The 16,661-nt window shown below is 69.0% G+C and carries 23 protein-coding genes; 22 read left to right on the top strand and 1 reads right to left on the bottom strand.

The features are described from left to right. Window position 1: 1 nt before the first annotated feature. The 13 genes from BLW84_RS50600 (at window position 2) to BLW84_RS43395 (ending at window position 6,182) form a co-directional block, all read left to right on the top strand. Window positions 2–430 carry an HNH endonuclease signature motif containing protein gene (locus BLW84_RS50600; protein ID WP_218157731.1) on the top strand — a complete coding sequence of 143 codons (429 nt, stop codon included), beginning with the start codon at window positions 2–4 and terminating at the stop codon, window positions 428–430. Beyond that, entirely contained in the window at window positions 427–1,233 is an 807-nt protein-coding gene (locus BLW84_RS43440; protein WP_218157730.1) for an HK97 family phage prohead protease, read from the top strand. Before BLW84_RS50600 ends, BLW84_RS43440 begins: the two co-directional genes overlap by 4 nt. After that, window positions 1,217–2,473 (top strand): phage major capsid protein, encoded by a 1,257-nt coding sequence (locus BLW84_RS43435; protein WP_093278244.1) that lies wholly within the window; start codon window positions 1,217–1,219, stop codon window positions 2,471–2,473. Before BLW84_RS43440 ends, BLW84_RS43435 begins: the two co-directional genes overlap by 17 nt. Continuing rightward, entirely contained in the window at window positions 2,473–2,691 is a 219-nt protein-coding gene (locus BLW84_RS43430; RefSeq protein ID WP_093278242.1) for a hypothetical protein, read from the top strand. The genes BLW84_RS43435 and BLW84_RS43430 overlap by 1 nt, the downstream gene beginning before the upstream one ends. Further along, window positions 2,663–3,202: a hypothetical protein gene (locus tag BLW84_RS43425; protein WP_093278240.1), complete on the top strand. Its 540-nt coding sequence runs from the start codon at window positions 2,663–2,665 to the stop codon at window positions 3,200–3,202. The genes BLW84_RS43430 and BLW84_RS43425 overlap by 29 nt, the downstream gene beginning before the upstream one ends. Then, window positions 3,199–3,546 (top strand): phage head completion protein, encoded by a 348-nt coding sequence (locus BLW84_RS43420; protein ID WP_093278238.1) that lies wholly within the window; start codon window positions 3,199–3,201, stop codon window positions 3,544–3,546. The genes BLW84_RS43425 and BLW84_RS43420 overlap by 4 nt, the downstream gene beginning before the upstream one ends. Continuing rightward, window positions 3,546–3,830 carry a hypothetical protein gene (locus tag BLW84_RS43415; RefSeq protein ID WP_093278236.1) on the top strand — a complete coding sequence of 95 codons (285 nt, stop codon included), beginning with the start codon at window positions 3,546–3,548 and terminating at the stop codon, window positions 3,828–3,830. Before BLW84_RS43420 ends, BLW84_RS43415 begins: the two co-directional genes overlap by 1 nt. Window positions 3,831–3,835: 5 nt before the next feature. Next, complete coding sequence (locus BLW84_RS48175; RefSeq protein ID WP_177227028.1) at window positions 3,836–4,012, top strand: hypothetical protein; 177 nt, start codon at window positions 3,836–3,838, stop codon at window positions 4,010–4,012. After that, a complete protein-coding gene (locus BLW84_RS43410) occupies window positions 4,009–4,407 on the top strand; it encodes a hypothetical protein (RefSeq protein WP_143061332.1) in 399 nt (132 codons plus the stop codon). Before BLW84_RS48175 ends, BLW84_RS43410 begins: the two co-directional genes overlap by 4 nt. A 71-nt stretch (window positions 4,408–4,478) precedes the next feature. Next, window positions 4,479–5,063, top strand: coding sequence for a phage tail tube protein (locus BLW84_RS43405; protein ID WP_093278232.1), 585 nt, complete (start codon window positions 4,479–4,481; stop codon window positions 5,061–5,063). A 100-nt stretch (window positions 5,064–5,163) separates the two neighbouring features. Beyond that, window positions 5,164–5,505 carry a hypothetical protein gene (locus BLW84_RS48170; protein ID WP_177227027.1) on the top strand — a complete coding sequence of 114 codons (342 nt, stop codon included), beginning with the start codon at window positions 5,164–5,166 and terminating at the stop codon, window positions 5,503–5,505. 65 nt (window positions 5,506–5,570) lie between these two features. Continuing rightward, the gene (locus BLW84_RS48165; RefSeq protein WP_177227026.1) at window positions 5,571–5,855 is read left to right on the top strand and encodes a DinB family protein; all 285 of its coding nucleotides are present in this window, start codon (window positions 5,571–5,573) and stop codon (window positions 5,853–5,855) included. Window positions 5,856–5,978: 123 nt separating this feature from the next. Further along, complete coding sequence (locus BLW84_RS43395) at window positions 5,979–6,182, top strand: hypothetical protein (RefSeq protein WP_177227025.1); 204 nt, start codon at window positions 5,979–5,981, stop codon at window positions 6,180–6,182. A 33-nt stretch (window positions 6,183–6,215) separates the two neighbouring features. Here BLW84_RS43395 and BLW84_RS43390 read toward each other — a convergent pair whose 3' ends face one another. Further along, window positions 6,216–6,827, bottom strand: coding sequence for a hypothetical protein (locus BLW84_RS43390; RefSeq protein ID WP_093278228.1), 612 nt, complete (start codon window positions 6,825–6,827; stop codon window positions 6,216–6,218). A gap of 182 nt (window positions 6,828–7,009) precedes the next feature. Here BLW84_RS43390 and BLW84_RS50235 point away from each other — a divergent pair, with 182 nt between their 5' ends. The 9 genes from BLW84_RS50235 to BLW84_RS49690 are packed head-to-tail and all read left to right on the top strand — an operon-like array spanning window position 7,010 to window position 16,606. Next, the gene (locus BLW84_RS50235) at window positions 7,010–10,426 is read left to right on the top strand and encodes a phage tail tape measure protein (RefSeq protein ID WP_093278227.1); all 3,417 of its coding nucleotides are present in this window, start codon (window positions 7,010–7,012) and stop codon (window positions 10,424–10,426) included. Between the two features lie 6 nt (window positions 10,427–10,432). Beyond that, entirely contained in the window at window positions 10,433–11,353 is a 921-nt protein-coding gene (locus BLW84_RS43380) for a phage tail family protein (protein ID WP_143061331.1), read from the top strand. 13 nt (window positions 11,354–11,366) lie between these two features. Beyond that, the gene (locus BLW84_RS43375) at window positions 11,367–12,509 is read left to right on the top strand and encodes a hypothetical protein (protein WP_093278222.1); all 1,143 of its coding nucleotides are present in this window, start codon (window positions 11,367–11,369) and stop codon (window positions 12,507–12,509) included. 9 nt (window positions 12,510–12,518) lie between these two features. After that, window positions 12,519–13,676, top strand: coding sequence for a hypothetical protein (locus tag BLW84_RS43370; RefSeq protein WP_093278220.1), 1,158 nt, complete (start codon window positions 12,519–12,521; stop codon window positions 13,674–13,676). Between the two features lie 2 nt (window positions 13,677–13,678). Next, on the top strand, window positions 13,679–14,221 hold the full coding sequence (locus BLW84_RS43365) for a hypothetical protein (protein WP_143061330.1): 543 nt from the start codon (window positions 13,679–13,681) through the stop codon (window positions 14,219–14,221). Continuing rightward, window positions 14,221–14,478, top strand: coding sequence for a hypothetical protein (locus BLW84_RS43360; protein ID WP_093278216.1), 258 nt, complete (start codon window positions 14,221–14,223; stop codon window positions 14,476–14,478). Before BLW84_RS43365 ends, BLW84_RS43360 begins: the two co-directional genes overlap by 1 nt. Window positions 14,479–14,502: 24 nt before the next feature. Continuing rightward, window positions 14,503–14,841 carry a hypothetical protein gene (locus BLW84_RS43355; protein ID WP_093278214.1) on the top strand — a complete coding sequence of 113 codons (339 nt, stop codon included), beginning with the start codon at window positions 14,503–14,505 and terminating at the stop codon, window positions 14,839–14,841. After that, window positions 14,838–15,596 (top strand): hypothetical protein, encoded by a 759-nt coding sequence (locus BLW84_RS49695; RefSeq protein WP_245761793.1) that lies wholly within the window; start codon window positions 14,838–14,840, stop codon window positions 15,594–15,596. Before BLW84_RS43355 ends, BLW84_RS49695 begins: the two co-directional genes overlap by 4 nt. Before the next feature lie 5 nt (window positions 15,597–15,601). Then, on the top strand, window positions 15,602–16,606 hold the full coding sequence (locus BLW84_RS49690; RefSeq protein WP_245761792.1) for a peptidoglycan recognition protein family protein: 1,005 nt from the start codon (window positions 15,602–15,604) through the stop codon (window positions 16,604–16,606). Window positions 16,607–16,661 lie beyond the last annotated feature (55 nt).

Raw genomic sequence — 16,661 nt, 5'->3', positions numbered from 1 at the left:
CGTGCTCGACCCTGGCATCGCAGAACGGTTTTGGGAAAAGGTTGCTCAAGTCGGCGATTGCTGGCAATGGACGGCTGCGCGTACAGGTGGATACGGCGTGTTCAACATCGGTGCAGGTGTCACACGCCGTGCCCATCGCTTGGCCTACGAAGAAATGATCGGCGAGATACCAGAGGGTTTGGACCTCGACCACCTGTGCCGAAACAGAGCGTGCGTCAACCCAAACCACCTGGAACCTGTCACTAGGCGAGTGAATCTCTTGCGTGGCAAGACAATCGTCGCCCGAGAGGCGACCAAGACTCACTGCGTCGCTGGCCATGAATTCAACAATGCCAACACCTACGTGACGTCGACTGGTTGGCGGAAATGCAGGCCCTGCGATCGCCGACGCCAACGCGACTTTCGCGCCCGGAAAGGAGCGGCCACGTGAACGTGAAGTCTGCCATGTGCAAGGTCAAGGCGGCTGGTGAAGCGGATGGCCTGGAACCTGGCCAGTACCGGGCCCTGGTTTCCGTGTTCGGCAACACCGACTCGGTCGGCGACGTCGTCATGCCCGGCGCATTCACCGACACACTCGCGGAATGGGAGGCCAAGAGCGACCCGATCCCCGTGGTGTGGTCGCACGACTGGTCCGATCCGTTCTCGCACATCGGCCACGTGGTCAAAGCGGAGGAAACCGCCGACGGTTTGGTGATCACTGGGCAGCTCGACTTGGACAACCCCAAGGCCGAGCAGGTTTACCGGCTACTGAAGGGCCGTCGAGTTACGCAGCACTCGTTCGCCTACGACATCGTCGACGGCGCCCCCGCCGAACGGGACGGGGAGCACGTCTACGAGCTGCGCAAGCTGCGCGTGCACGAAGTCGGGCCGTGCCTGATCGGCGCGAACCAGGAAACCCAGTTGCTCGCGGCCAAGGCCCGCCACCTCGTCGACGGCGCGAAGGCCGGGCGGGTGCTCTCGGCGAAGAACTACGAGTCGTTGCGCGCCGCGTACGAGCAGATCGGCGAAGTCCTCACCGCTGCCGACCAGGTGCCCGACGAGGGCACCGAGAAGACCGCCGCACCGACCGGTGTGGACATCCCCGAGCAGGACGCCGGCCAGTCCGAGCCCGCCGCCGCCAGCGACCCGACCAGGTCGCCCGCGAAGTCGGCCAGCCCGAGGCCCGCCCAGGTGGCCGCTTGGTCGCAACTCCATTCGCTACTGACGGGAGACCGTAATGCCGACGCTGCGTGAGCAGTACCAGGCGACCCTGTCGCGGGCGGCCGAGCTGGCCAAGACCGCGACCGACGAGGGCCGCGACTTCACCGACGACGAGATCACCGAGATCACCGACCTGAAGACCAAGGCCGACGAACTCGGCGCCAAGGTCAAGGCCGCCGACGACGCACAGGCCGCCGCCGCTGAGCTGGCGGGCAAGTCCGCTGCCCCGGTCGCATTCACCTCGACCCGCGACCGTGCCGAGGACGCCGACGCCGAGACGTTCGGCGATGCGTTCGTGAAGTCCGCTGCCTACCAGGCTTTCCGCAAGGAACACCCCGCCGGCGTGGGCCAGGGGACTCCGGTCAACATCGGGCGGGTCAAGGTCGGATCTCTGCCGGAGTGGTTCGCTCGCCGCAAGGCAACCTTGGACACCTCGGTCGGCCGCATTCAGCCGGTGCGGATGCCGACCGTGGACATGGTCGACCGGGACCGGCTGACGCTGCTCGACTTGGTCTCGCGGGGTCGCACCGATGGCAACTTCGAGTACGTGCAGATCACCGGCGTCACCCGCAACGCGGCGATCGTCGCGGAGGGCGGCCTCAAGCCGACCAGCGACATGAGCACCGATATCGCTGACGCCAAGGTCTACACCTACGCCGACGGCTACGACGTCACCAACCAGCTGCTCGCCGACGCTCCGGCGTTCGCCAGCTACATGAACAACGAGCTGTCCTACTCGCTGGACAACGTCGTGGAAGAGAAGCTGCTCAACGGCACCGGCACCAACGGTGAGCCGCGGGGCCTGCTGAACACCACCGGCGTGCAGCAGCAGGCCTACACCGCCGGCGCCGACCCGATCGCCACGGCCAAGGCTCTCATCCCGGCAATCCGCAAGGCGATCACCAAGGTCACCCGCCTACCCGGCGGACAGGTAACCGCGGTACTGATGTCCCCGGAGGACGACGAGGCGTTCGACCTGCTCCAGGACGCCAACGAGCGGTACTACTCCGGTGGCCCGTTCAGCACCGGCCCGGCAACGATCTGGGGACGCCCCCGGGCGACCTCCGAGCGCATCGCGCCCGGAACGATCATCCTTGGTGACTTCCGGCAGATCGCGCTGCTGGACCGCGAGGGCTTGAGCGTGTTGGCGTTCAACCAGCACAAGGACTACGCGCAGCGGAACATGACCTACGTCCGGGCGGAACTCCGTGCGGCGCAGGTCATTTGGAAGCCCAACCGCTTGGTCGTGGTCAAGGCCGGCACCGGCGCCTGATGGACGCTGAGCACCGCATGGTGACCGTGAACGGCATCCGCTACCGGATCGACGACGCCCAGCGTCTCGGCCTGGTGGCGGATGTCGCGCCCGCCGACACGGACACCGCGGAGACCCAGGTGGACACCAGCGGAACCAAGTCCGAGAAGCCCGTGCGCCACAAGGCGCGCCGACCGGCTAGGGGTGCGCATGGCGGAAACGACGACGCCACTGGCTGACCCCGCCGCCCTCGCCCGCCTCACCGGGCTGCCCGTCGATGACCTCGACCTGCTCGACGCCCTACAGCGGGCGTCGGATCGGTTCCGCGGCGCCGTCGGGCACCCGGTGACGCTCGTCGAGCGCGACGCGATCGTGTTGGACGGGGACGGCACTCGGTCGCTCCTGCTGCCGGCCGTGCCCGTCGTCGCCGTGCACCAGGTCGACGTCGACGGGCAGCCGGTCGCCGAGTTTCAGTGGTCCCGCAACGGGATTCTTCGCTCGGCCACCGGCTGGCCGGACCAGCTCGGCGTGGTGCACATTGTCTACGACCACGGCTACCCGGCCGATGCGATCCCCGGCGACATCGCCGATGTCGTGTTGGAGCAGGCGCAGATGATGCTGGACCAGGCGCCCGGGGTGGCGTCGATGTCCACCGGCGGGGTGTCGGTGTCGTTCTCCCGCACCGGGATTACTGAGGCGTGGTCGACCGCTGTGGAGCGCTACCGGATCGGGCGGGGTGATGCGGCGTGATCTACGACGACACCATCACCATCCTGCGCGCACCGGTCACGACCGACCGGTACGGCAATGAGGTCCGCGACTGGGCCAACGCCACCCGAACCCGCGTCGAGGGCGTGTCGGTGCAGCCGCGGTCGGCAACCGAGTCCGGGTCGGACGAGGCACGGGAGATGGTCACCACCGGATGGCGCATTTACACCCGAGCCGGCGTCGACGTCGACGTGGAACCGACCGACCGGATCGAGTGGGCCGGGCGAACCCTGGAAGTCATCGGCGAAATCGCGCGGTGGCCGCACCCGATCCGGCGCGGCGCCGTGCACCACGTCGAGATCGACGTGCAGCGCTGGAGTGGGTAGTGGCCAGAGCACAGATCCACATCACCGACAAGGAATGGCGCCGGATCGTCGCACTGCCCAGCGTGCGCGCCGCGCTGCGGGCACGGGCGCAGGCCATCGCGGGCCGGGCCCGTGGAATCGCCGCTACCGAGACCCCCGACGCCTCGATCGGAGCCGAGGAAGGTACCCGGCCGCAGGGCCGCACCTACGCCCGCGTCACCTCCGACGACCCCGATGGCGAATTCGGCACCGAGAAGAAAGCGCGCCGCCGTGTCCTCGGCCGCGCCGCCAATACCAAGGAGTAGAACCGATGACGCGCGTTGTGATCGCGTTCGACGCCGACCTGTCCCGCATCGGCAAGACCATCGAGGTCGACGACGACCAGGCCGCCACGATGATCCGTGAGGGCCGCGCCCGCCCGGCGCAGTCGAGCCGGTCGACCAAGTCCGAGCCGAAGCCCAGCGGCAAGTCAACGAGCGAGACGTGATGGATCCCGAGGCGCTGGCCGTCGACTGGCTCACCAGCCAGCTGCCCGGCGTCCGGGTCGTGGTCGACCTGCCCGCCTGCTTCGACGAGTCGCTGCCCGTTGCGCGGGTGAGCTGCATCGGCGGCGCCGGCCAATGGCAGCCCTGGAACCCCGGCGCCACGCCGCTCGCTCGGGAAGCGCGGATCGACGTCGACGTGTTCGCCGCACGACGGGAGCAGGCCGCCGACCTAGCCGTGCAGGTGTCCAACCTGCTGTTCGCGATCCGTGGCCACGCCAGCCAGTGGGGCCGTGTCTCCGCGATCCGGCAGGAGTCCGGGCCCGCCTGGCGGCCCGACTACAACCCGAGCGTTCGCCGCTTCGGGCTCACGAGCGTGCTCACCATCCGGCCCGCCTAGGCCACGCACACCATCCACCGCGAAACCCCCGCCCAGTGCGGGTTTTTCGCATGTCCGCAAGGAGTTTTCGCATGACTCTCAACGCTGAGCTTGCGCGTCTGGGCGTGACCGGCGCGCTGCTCACCGGCCCGGTGGGCACCGCCGCCCCGACCGACCTGGCCACGTGGGCGTCCGGCATGGTCGATCTCGGCTATATCTCCGACGACGGGATCACCGAATCCCGTGACGAGAACAGCGAGTCGTTCACGCCGTGGCAGTCCAACGCCCCGATTCGCGTGGAAACCACCAGCTCGGTCGTCACTTTCGGTGCCACCCTGTGGGAATCGAACTTCGACACCGTGTCGCTGTACTACCGGGTCGGGCTGGAGGACATGACCCAAACCGGCACCGGCGACGACGCGGTCGTGTCCTTCGCCGAGAAGGGTAAGCCGAAGCGCGACCTGCGCGCCTTCGGCATCGACGTGATCGACGGCACCTACCACCGGCGGATCTTCCTGCCCTACGCCGAGGTCACCGAGCGCGGCGAGATCACCTACCGGTCCAACACGCTGATCGGCTACCAGGTCACCATCACCGCCTACCCCGGTTCTGACGGCACATCGGTGCTGCGGCTGTTCAAGGAGGGATGGACCCTCCCGACGCCGCCCGCTGGCTGACCCGGCCCCTGTGACGGGGGCCGCCGCGGCGACCTGGTGAGCACGCCCGGCGGCCCCTTTCTTGCTCACCACCAGCTCACCAGAAACGAGGAACACCACCGTGTCCGACATCGATATGGATGCCCTGCTCGCCCAGCGCGAGGAAGCCACCGGCTCGGCTGACACGTTCGCGTTCACCTTCGCCGGACAGCGCTGGTTCGCCAAGGACCCGATCATGGGCGACGACGAGTGGAAAGACGAGCTCGCCGAGCTGATGACCGATGTCGATGTGGCGGAGCACTACCTCGGCGCCGAGCAATACGAGAAGTTCGTGGCCGCCGGTGGGCGCGCCGGCATCGTCCACCTGGCGATTCGCGAGTACGTGAAGACCCAGCAGGCCGAAGACAGCCAGGGCCGCCCTACACGGCGGTCGGTCTCCTCGGCCAAGCGCCGGAAGCGATAGAGGCCGACCTCATCGCCACCTACGGGCGGGACGTCATCGCGGAGTACTGGCGCGGCGAGATCACGTTGCGCCAACTCCGCGTCCTCGTCGAACAGCTCCCGCCCACCGGCGCGTTCGCCCGCGCCCGCGGCGACGGGTGGACCGACCTTGAGCACCTGGTGGCCAACGTCGTCGACGCCGTGCAGGGCTCCGCGTACTCCGTGGTCGGCGCGCTCGGCGGCAAACCCAAGCGCCCGAAGCCGCAACAGCGGCCCGGCGACAAGGACAAGAGTCGTCTCGGTGATCGCGGCAGTCGGTCCACAGAGGACGTCTTGGCCTATCTCGACTCCCTGAAACCCGCAGCAGCGTGAACTCATCAGGATCGCCAGCGTCGAGGGCCTCACAGGTCCGCCGCAAATGCCCCCGGCGACGGCAGCGCCGAAGCCGCAACCGCTGGCGCTTAGGTAGTCGACCTGCGGTCCCAGCGGTTGCGGATGGAGTTCTTCGACATCGGCGCAGTCGTCTACTTCCTGCGCAAGGTGATTTGGACCACCCCGAGTTTCACCGTCGAGGCATACCGCGCCCAACTCCGCGACCTGCACGAATGGATCCGGCGGGAAGGCGTGTCCGTGGCGCATTCGACGAGATTTCCCGTCGAATCCCGCAAACCGCGGACACCAGATCGTCGCACGACGTGAGCCCGGCGGGCGAACAGGATCAGTTGATAGCCGTCAGCTGACCTTTTTCTTCAACCGGGTGATTCTCGTTTCCGAATCTCCGGAATTCGACGAGATGAGAAGCGCGTCGGAGTCGGTGCCCTCTGACGGAAGTCGGCGAATCGTGAAGGTGGTCGTGTGACCGGCGTCCTCATCGCGAAGGATGTGCTGCTTGAAGCCGGCCGTTTCGGCGTGGTTCAGCATCAGCTCCACGGCCATCGCGACCGCTTCACCTGCCGCCGCGTACGCTCGCTTCTTCGCGTCGGAGGAGGGATTCTGCGCCGCCTTGTGAAACGCTTTCTCCAGCTTGGGAAGGATGTCTCCGAGGCCCTTCTCAAGGAAGTCGAACACGTCGCGGAAATTCTGGGGGTCGCTGATGTAGACCCCGCCTTCCTCGTCCACGATCGTGAGCTGCCACCAGTCCCGGCCGGTGGTGAGCGTGCCCGTGTGGTAGTTGACGACCATGTCGGCGGCCGTCGTCTCGCCCGGGTTCACTTCGGTCCATGTGTGGTCGTTTTTGTAGTTGTCGCTGTACTTGTGGACTATCGCGACTTTGGCAAGGATCTTTCCAGTCTCGTTCTGTACGGCGACATTCGCCGTCCGCTCGTAAACGTCCCAGAACGCCAACGCTTCCTCCTCGTTCGTGTGATATTAGCGCGCCGAAAGCGCCTTGCCGGAAACACTACGATCCCGGCGACATGTAGCAGAGCCGCCATTCGAGCGAATCGCATGGATTGCTGCATCTCATCCGATCAGCGCAATATCGCTGATCGATTATTTTGGAACGAGCTCCTAAAGGGGGTTGCGTCGTGCCCGAAGGTTCTGTCGTCTGGATCGACGTCCTACCGTCGATGCGGAATTTCGGTGCCAGCCTCGCGAAGGAAGCGGCCGGGGCCGGAACCCGCGCCGGGCGGCAGGTCGGCGCCGAGCTCGACAAGGCTGCGGGCGACGCGGGGCGCCGGGCGGGGGAGTCGATGGGCTCGGGGTTGGAGGTCGCCAAGGCGCGCGCCGACAAGCTCGGGGAAGCCCTCAAGACCGCCCGCGACAAGGAAGCCGACGCAGCCGGGCGCGTGCGGGTCGCCGAGCAGCGGTTGGCCGAGGTCCGGGCGAACGGCAACGCCAAGGCGTCCCAGGTCGCCGCCGCCGAGGAACGTCTTGAAACGGCGAAACGTGGCCTGTCGACGGCCTCGGACCGTGCTGCGGCCACGCAGAAGAAGTTCGAGCGGGCGCAGGCCGATTCCCAGGACGCGACCGATTCGGTGTCGCTGTCGATGGGCAGGGCCGAACGCTCGGCGGGCGGGTTCGGGTCGTCGCTGGGAAGCGCTGCCCGGACCGCCGGCGCATTCGCGGCCGGGGTGCTCGCCATCGGCGGGGCTGCCGACACCGCCGCCCGCGCGTTGGAGGCTGCGCAGCTCGGCGACAAGCTCGCCGCGCAGATCGGCGCGACCCCCGAGATGTCCGCGGACTTCGGCCGGATCGCCGGATCGCTCTACAGCCAGGCGTACGGGGAATCGCTCGGGCAGGTCAACGACGCGATCCGCGGCGTGTGGCAATCCGGGCTCGTCATGGAGGACGCGACCAACGCGCAAATCGAGTCCGTCACGGCCAAGGTGCTCAACCTCGCGTCGGCGTTCGAGCTCGATCTCGGCGAAGCGACGCAGGCCGTCGGTCAGCTGCTCAAGACCGGGTTGGCGCCGGACGCCGAGACGGCGTTGGACATCGTCACCCGCGGTTTCCAGCAGGGCGCCGACCGGTCCAAGGACTTCCTCGACACGCTGACCGAGTACAGCGTGCAGTTCGCCAAGTTCGGGCTCGACGCGCAGAGCGCGACCGGGCTGCTGGTGCAGGGCATGCAGGCCGGTGCCCGGAACTCGGACTTGGTCGCCGATGCGATCAAGGAATTTGCGATCCGGGCCGTTGACGGCAGCAAGACCACGGCGGACGGATTCGCCGCCATCGGCCTGTCCGCCGGCGACATGGCCGCCCGCATCGCCCGCGGCGGGCCCGAGGCTAGTTCGGCGCTCGACCTGGTGTTGGACCGCCTACGCGGCATGACGGACCCCGTGGCACAAGCTCAGGCCGCGGTGAACCTATTCGGCACGCAGGCCGAGGATCTCCAATCCGCTCTGTACGCCCTCGACCCGTCGCAGGCTGTCGGCGCGCTCGGCCAGATCGGCGGCGTTGCCGACGCGGTGGGCGTCACGCTGCGGGACAACGCGCAGACCCGGCTGACGGAGTTCGGGCGGGCCCTGCAAACCGGGCTCGTCGACATTCTCGGCGGCCAGGTCATCCCCGCGATCGAGGGATTCGTTGGCTGGGTCCGGGACAACTCCGCCTGGCTAACGCCATTGGTGATCGGGGTCGGTACGTTCGCCGGGACGATCGCATTGGTCAACGGCGCAATGACGCTGTGGGCTGCTCGCACCGCGATCGTCACCGGTGCACAGTGGGCACTCAACGCCGCCATGTCCGCCAACCCGGTCGGCTTGATCATCGCCGGGATCGTCGCGCTCGGCGCGGTGCTGGTCTACGCCTGGAACAACTCCGAGACCTTTCGGTCCATTGTGGTCGGTGCTTGGGATGCGATCTCGGCGGCGGCGCTGTGGGCGTGGGAGAACGTGCTGCGGCCGGTGATTGACGCGATCGCCGCCGCCGCGACCTGGCTGTGGTCGACCGTGCTGCAGCCGGTGTTCGGCTTCATCGGATGGGCGTGGGAGACCAACCTGCGCGCGATGCAGCTCATGTGGGACACCGTCCTCCGGCCAGCTTGGGACGCCGTCGCTGCGGCGGCGAGCTGGCTGTGGACAAACGCGCTGTGCCCGGTGTTCGATTTCATCGGGTGGGCGTGGGAGACGAACCTGCGCGCGATGCAGCTGATGTGGGTGACCATCCTCAAACCGGCGTGGGACGCCGTGGCCGCGGCCGCGTCCTGGCTGTGGACGAACGCGCTGCGGCCGGTGTTCGACGCCATCGGTGTCGGGTGGCGGGTTCTCCTGGACGGCATCAACTGGGTGTGGCTGCACATCCTCAAGCCCGCCTTCGATGCGATCGGCTGGGCGGTTGATCTTGTCGGCCAGGCGTTTGATCGGACGGCGATCTGGATCTGGGACGCTTGGTCGCAGATCCAGGAGTACGCGAAGGCGCCGATCCAGTTCGTTGTGGACGTCGTCTACAACCGCGGGATTTTGCCGGTGTGGAACGGGATCGCGTCGGTGTTCGGGCTCGGCAAGCTCGACGAGGTCCGCCTTGCCGGCGGTGGCGTGCTGCCCGGCTACGCGCCGGGTTTCGACTCGGTGCCCGCGATGCTCTCGCCCGGCGAGGCCGTGCTCACCCCCGAGGCCACCCGGTTCCTCGGCCCGGCCACCATCCTCGCCCTGAACCGGGAGCTGTCCGGCCGCCCGCCAGGCTCCACCGGTGGCCACAGCGTCGGGCACTTCGCCGGCGGCGGCATCGTCGACGGGCTCGCCACGATCGCCGGGTGGATCCCCGGAATCGGCGGCGCGATCACCACGCTGCGCGACTTCCTCAACGGCGACGCGGCCGGCGCGAGCGGCATGTGGCGTGACCTGGTCACCGGCATCCCCCGAAAGGCCGTCGAGGCGATCACCGAGTGGTTCAAGTCGGATTCCGGCGGGTACGGGGCTGTTCCGGTGGCCAACGTCGGCGCCGGGGTGCAGCGGTGGGCACCGCTGGTGTTGCAGGCGCTCGCGATGCTCGGGCAGCCCGCCGACTACTTGGGCATCACGCTCCGCCGAATGCAACAGGAAAGCGGCGGCAACCCGAACGCGATCAACCGGTGGGACATCAACGCCCAGCGCGGTACACCGTCGATCGGGTTGATGCAGACGATCGGCCCGACGTTCGCGGCCTACCGCGATCCCAGGGCGGCGAACAACATCTACGACCCGCTCGCGAACATTCTCGCGTCGATGCGCTACGCACTCGCCCGCTACGGCAGCCTGCCCGCCGCGTACAACCGCCCCGGCGGCTACGACTCGGGCGGCTACCTGCCACCGGGTGACTCGCTGGTCTGGAACCGAACCGGGCGGCCGGAACCGGTGCTCACTGCCGATCAGTGGGACACCGTCCGCCGCTACCTGCCCACCGACGGCGCTGGTGGGGCGCGGCCGATCGAAATCAAGGTCTACCCGCGCACCGACCAGTCCGAAGCATCGATCGCCACCGCAGTCCGCCGCGAGCTGGCCCTCAACCTGCGGATGGGGTGATCAGGCGTGGTGTTGGGGCGGATGCTCAACCAGCAGTTCCCGCAACCGGTCCGGTGGATGCTCGACGGCCTGGTGCTCGGCGACGTCGACCCGGAGGGCCGCGAATGGCTGGTCACCGGCGACACCGGGTGGTTCGACGGGCCCGCGCCCCGGACCGAGCGCACCGCGCGCAGTGGCGACGGCTCGTTCCGCGGCCGGGCCCACCGGGACGAGCGGGTCATCACGTTGGAAGGGGTCTGCGCGTGCCCGTCGCCAGAGTCGCGGCGGGCCGCGCAACGCCTCATCACCGGCATCTGCCCGGACGGCGACAGGCTGTACGAGTTGGCCGGTATCGAGGACGGGCACCGCCTGGGCGCCGACGTCGAGTTGGACGCCGCGCCGAGCGCGGCGCCGATCAGCGACACCGTGTTCCGCTGGTCCCTCCAGCTTGCCGCCCCGGACCCGCGGCTGTACGCGCCGTGGGAATCCACCTCCACCGGCATGCCGCTGCCCGGCGCCGGCGGGGTCGATGCCACCGATCCCGGGGTGGACGCCACCGAGCCGGGCGTGGACGCGGGCGAACCGGCCAACACCGGCATCGCCCGGGTCTACAACGGCGGCAACGCCCCCACCTCGCCGCTGCTGACCATCCGGGGCCCGATCTCACGCCCAGTCGTACGGGCCGTGGACTCGGGCACGACGTTGTCCTACTCCGGCGAGCTCGGGCCCGCTGATTTCCTGATCATCAACACCGGCGCGTTCACCGCCCAGGGCTACCCCGGATATCAACCGCTGCTCGGCGGCACCGCCAACCGCCGCTCGCTGCTGACCCGCGACGGCCCATGGCCCGAAATCTCGCCCGGCGGCACCGAGGGATTCGCTCTGTCCGCCGACGCCATCAACACCGATGCGCTGCTGATCGTCGAGCACCGTCAAGCCTGGTACTGAAGGAGAAACGGACATGCCTGCTGTCCTCGAAGGACTGTCACCGTGGTTCGTCAACAAGCGCCTCGACCCCCGCGACATGCGCGCCGGGCTCGCCGCGGCGTTCGCCGGTGGCTACGACACCGCGCCGGGCAACCTCACCCGTGAAGGCGGCGTGCTCCCCGGTGGCGGGGGTTCCAACGGGCAGCTCGGCGTCGTCGCCCTCGACCAGCCCGGCATGGGGGTCAAGGTCATCGCCGGGCAGTGCGTGATCCCGGTGGCCGGGGAGCTGGGCTACATCGGCACCCTGCCAACCTCTGGGACGCTGGACATCGCGTCGGCCGACCAGACCAACCCCCGCATCGATCTCGTCATTGCCCGCGTCGTCGACTCGGCCGAGGACACCGGGACCCGGACCTTCACCGTCGAGGTCGTCCGGGGGGTGGCGGCGGCGACCCCGTCCGAGCCGTCGGTGTCCGGCCTGAACTGTGTGGTGGTGTCCGCGGTGCGCGTCAAGGCCTCCGCTACGTCGATCACGCTGGCCGACATCACCGATCGGCGCCTGTTCACCCGCGCCCCTGGTGGCATTCGCTTGTCCTACAACGACAACGACCGTCCCGGCGGTGGTGCGGGGGATTTCCGCTACGACCTCACCACCCGCGAACTCGGGGTGTGGACCGGAACCGAATGGTCTGTCGCTGCCTCGGCTGCGGGCTGGAAATCGTGGAACGCCGTGCTGAAATCCGAGTCCGACGGCAGCACTGTCAACCTCGGTACCGGCGGCAGCGTGAACGCCAAGTACCAGGTCATCGGCAAGATGCTCACGGTCCGCATGTTGTTCCGGTGGGGCAGCGGCAGCTACTACGCCGCCCCGGGCAACATCTACACCGAACTCCCGCCCGGGTTCACCAACGGCGCCGTGCACCAGAAAATCAGCTGTTCCCTGTGGGTGCCGGGCGGCCCGGCGAACAACCGCGGCGACTACATCGGACAGTGCCTCGTCTGGGAGAACAGCAGGCGGCTGTCGCCGATGTTCCCCGCCTCGCCGTCGGACTGCCGCCAGAACTACTACCGCATCACCGCGGCGATGGGTTCTCCCGGTTCCGGCGTCCCGACGATCCCCAGCGGCTACCCCGAGGGCGGCAACGTCGCGATCTGGGGCGTCATCGAACTGCCGTAGGAGGCGATCGTGGCCGACTACCGGCAGCGCGGCACCGCGCCGCGGTTCGAGGTGCTGGTGTTCCACACCCGGACCGGGAACGTGCTGGCCGAGCTGGACTACTCCGCGCTGTCGTTCGACGAGCAGCTGAACGCCGGCGGCACCGCGTCGATCGCGTGCCCGCTGGATGCCGCGACCGGCCGCGACACCTGGGACGATCGATCCCCGGCGTACGTGCTGCGCGGAATCATCTCGGGTCCGTGGCGGTTCAGCCTCGCGATCGTGTGGGGCAACACGGTGGCATGGGCCGGGCCACTGGTCTCCCCGGTCCCCGCCATATCCGGTGTGGAACTGAAGTGCTCGACGCTGTGGGCGCTGTTCGGGCGCCGCAGGTTGATGACCTACGCCGCCGTCGACCCAGCCTCGCCGAGCGCCACCGTGTCGTTCACCGGCCGCTCGCTGGCGGGGATCGCGCAGGGCATCGTCGAGCACGCCACCGCCGAATACGGCCGGGAACTCCCGCTGGACTATCTGCCGGTCACCGTTGATGGCGACCACGAACGCACCTATCACGGCTACGACTACAAGCCCGTCGACGAGGCCCTGCAGCAGCTGTCCGAGGTCATCAACGGCCCTGATGTGGACTTCCGTCCGGTCCTCGTGCGCACCGCCACCGGCGAGCAAATCCGCTGGCAAGTCCGCATCGGACAACCCGAGCTAGGCGACCCGGCGGCGCCGCTGGTGTGGGACTACGGCACCGGGCTGGTTAACCTCGAATTCGACATCGACGCTTCGCGGATGTGCTCGTACGTCGCGGTCCCTGGTGACGGGCAGGAGAACGCCAAGGTGTTCGGCACCGCGTTCAGCAACGAGTTGGTCGACGCCGGGTGGCCCGCGCTGGAAGACGCCAACAGCGACCACAGCTCGTCGACCAACCGGGCCGAGCTCAACGACTACGCCGCCGCGCACCTGGCCGCCTACAAACGCCCCCTGGTAGCGCGCAGTGCCATCGTGGACCCGTCGGTGTATCCGGGGCTCGACGTGTGGAGGCTCGGCGACTGGGCGAAATTCGACCTGCACGGGCACCCGTTCGCCGCCGACGGCGAACACCTCGCCCGCATCACCGGATCGTCCTATTCGGACGGCCGGATCAAGCTGGAACTCACCGGCACCCTCGCGGAGGTGTGAACGTGCCGACGATCCCCCGCCCCGGCGGCGACCCTCTCGACGAAATCCGCAAGCTGCAGCAGCGGGTCGCCGAGCTGGAACGCCGCTCCAACACCCAGCTCATCACCAAGGACGCAGGCGGGGCCACGCTGGTCGCGCCGGACAAGCTCACCGGCCGCGGACTGGCCCGCCCCTACATCCCCACCCCCATGATCCCAACGGATGTCCCGGAGTGGCCCGGCACGCAGCAGACCACGTTCACGGGCAAGTGGGTGCAATCGATCTACCACCAGCACCCCAAGATCACGCTCGTGGTGTACGCCGCCGCCGACACCGCCGGCACCACCGGGGAAATCCGGGTACTCATCGGCGGCGCGGTGTTCTCCGACGCCGCCCAGGTGACCGCCGTCGGCAACACCATCTACCAGGCCAACGCCTTCCTGTTCGGGCCCGGACTGTGGCCCGGCAACCACATGGCACCGGTCACCGTCGAAATCCAGGCCCGCCGCACCGCCGGAACCGGATGGGTCCGGCTCTGGCCGGCCCTCTGGGGAGTGGAGGCGTGATGTCCGAAGTCGTCCTGCTGACGACGCTGGCCCTGGACTGGTTCGGCGGACTGCCGGTACCGCCCGGGGTCGGCGACAACACCGGATGGGCTCCGCCCGCGGTGTGGGACACCGAAACCGGCGGCCTGGTCGACGAAACCGGTGCCCCCGTGATCCCAACCGATCCGCCGCCCTCGGCGTATCCACCCGAGGTCGTCGTCATCCAACCGCCCATCGTCGACGAACCCGCACCCACCGACCCCGAAACGGGCGCCTGACCCAACATGCCCTGGGGGTGATCTGTGGAGGCCATCACCGGCGCCCTGTTCCAGTCGCTACCGCAGTTCGGCAGCGCCGGGGCGCTCCTCGCGCTGCTGGCCTTCGTCATGCGGCACGCCGCCAGCGACCGCGGCGACTACCGGGCCGCGCTCGGCGACGCGGAAACACGCCACGCCGCCGAACTCGCGCGTATCGCCGAGGCGCACGACGCCGAGCTGCGCGAGCTCCGCGACGACGTCGCAGCACTGCGCAAGCAACTCGACGAACTGCACCTGGCGCTCGATGTCGAAAGATCCGAGCGCCGCCGCGCCGAGGACCAGGCCGCCGAGCTGGCGCGCCGCGCAGGGGGGAATGCGCCATGACGCGACGGTTCAACCGGACCCGATTACTGCTGCTGGCCGTGGCCGTGGCGCTGCTGGCCTACCTCGTCGGCGCCCAGGTACTCACGCAGGTACGCGCCAACGAACAGGCCGACCAACGTGCACAGGCCCAGCAGCAGGCAGCCGAGTCGGCACAGGACGCGCGGGCCGTCGCCGACCCGCTCGCAGAGCTCTGCCGCACCGATCCGAGCGTGGCGGCCCGGGTCGGCGACGCCTGCCGCATCGCCGCCGAGGTCCGCCAGGAGCCCGAACCGCCGGCGGTGTCGCGCGCGGACATCGCCGCCGCGGTCGCCGACTACCTGCGCCGCAACCCGCCCCCGGCCGGACGCTCGGCGTCGCTCGACCAGATCACCACCGCCGTCGCCGAATACCTGACCGCCACACCGCCGCAACCGGGACGGCCGCCGACCGCCGCCGAGATCAACGCGGCCGTGACCGGCTACCTCGCCGACAACCCGCCCCGACCCGGCCGCGATGGCGCCGACGGCGAACCCGGGCGCACGCCGACCTCCGACGAGATCGACGCCGCCGTAGCCCGCTACCTCGACGCGAACCCACCACCGAAGGGCGAGCCGGGGCGCGGCATCGCGAACACGCGCGTGCAGAACTGCCGCCTGCTCGTCACCTACACCACCGGGGAAACGGTCGACGTCGGCGAAACCTGCTCGACCACAACCATCACCGTCCCCGAACCGCCCACCGACGACGGCGGGCTGATCCCAACCCCAACGAGGTGATCCCCTTGGCCCTCCCCCTGGTCTGGCTCGCCGACGTGCTGCGCGCCGCAGGGCTCCGCGTCGTCGAAACCCCCGGTTGGCGCGAGCGCACCGCGTCGGGCCCGCAGCCGCGACCGGTCGGGGTGCTCGAACACCACACCGCCACCCCGACGTCCTATACCCGGCCCGCGCCGACGGTGCAGATGTGCATCGACGGCCGACCGGACCTCGACGGACCGCTGTGCCACGCCGTCATCGCCTACGACGGCACCGTGCACCTGATCGCCGCCGGCCGCGCCAACCACGCCGGAAAAGCTCGAGCATCCGGGCCGAATCCCGCCGGCGACGGCAACACGCTCTACGTCGGGTTCGAGTGGGACTACCACGGCGTCAACCAATCGCCCAGTCCCGAGCAGTACGACGCCGCGGTGCGCGCGACCCGGGCAGTGCTGGCCAAACTCGGCCGCCCGGCCGACGCCGCGCGCGGCCACCGCGAAACCAGCGTGACCGGGAAGATCGACCCCGGACACGTCGACCTCGACCAGTTCCGCCGCGACGTCGCCGCGGCCAACCACCAGGAGGACGACTTGACCCCCGAACAGGCAGCCCAGCTCAGCCGGATCGAGAACGAGCTGCTCGGCCCTCGTGGCGACCGTGGCCAGATTCAGGGCTGGGGCACCGACAACGGCCCGCGAACTGTGGTCGCCATGCTGGTGGACATCTACAACGGGCTGCTGTCCGAGCAGCCCAGCCGCTACCCCGGCAGCAAGGTCAAGGTGAGCGCAGTCAACGCGATCCGCGACAACAACGGGCTGGTCTACCAGCTCCCGGCGATGATCAACGCCGCCGGACAGTCCGACCCCGCGAAGGTCGCCGCCGCGCTGCGCCCGGTACTGGCCGAGGTCGTCGGTCCGGTCGTGCGCGAGTCCGTGAAAGCCGCGCTCGGCGAGGACAACGCGGCCCAGGCCGACGCGATCGTGGATCAGATCGCCGACCGGCTCGCCGGACCGGGCAGAGCCTCCGCTCTCTGACACGGCATATTCCGCTTCGCTTCCCGCCGCGCTTTGCCCAGCGGTGTTTCCCGCC

This window comes from Saccharopolyspora shandongensis, assembly GCF_900106995.1.
In the GTDB taxonomy this organism is placed as follows: Bacteria; Actinomycetota; Actinomycetes; order Mycobacteriales; family Pseudonocardiaceae; genus Saccharopolyspora; species Saccharopolyspora shandongensis.
The sequence above is the reverse complement of the archived record's forward strand: the minus strand, read 5'-3'. Positions and strand labels throughout refer to the sequence as shown.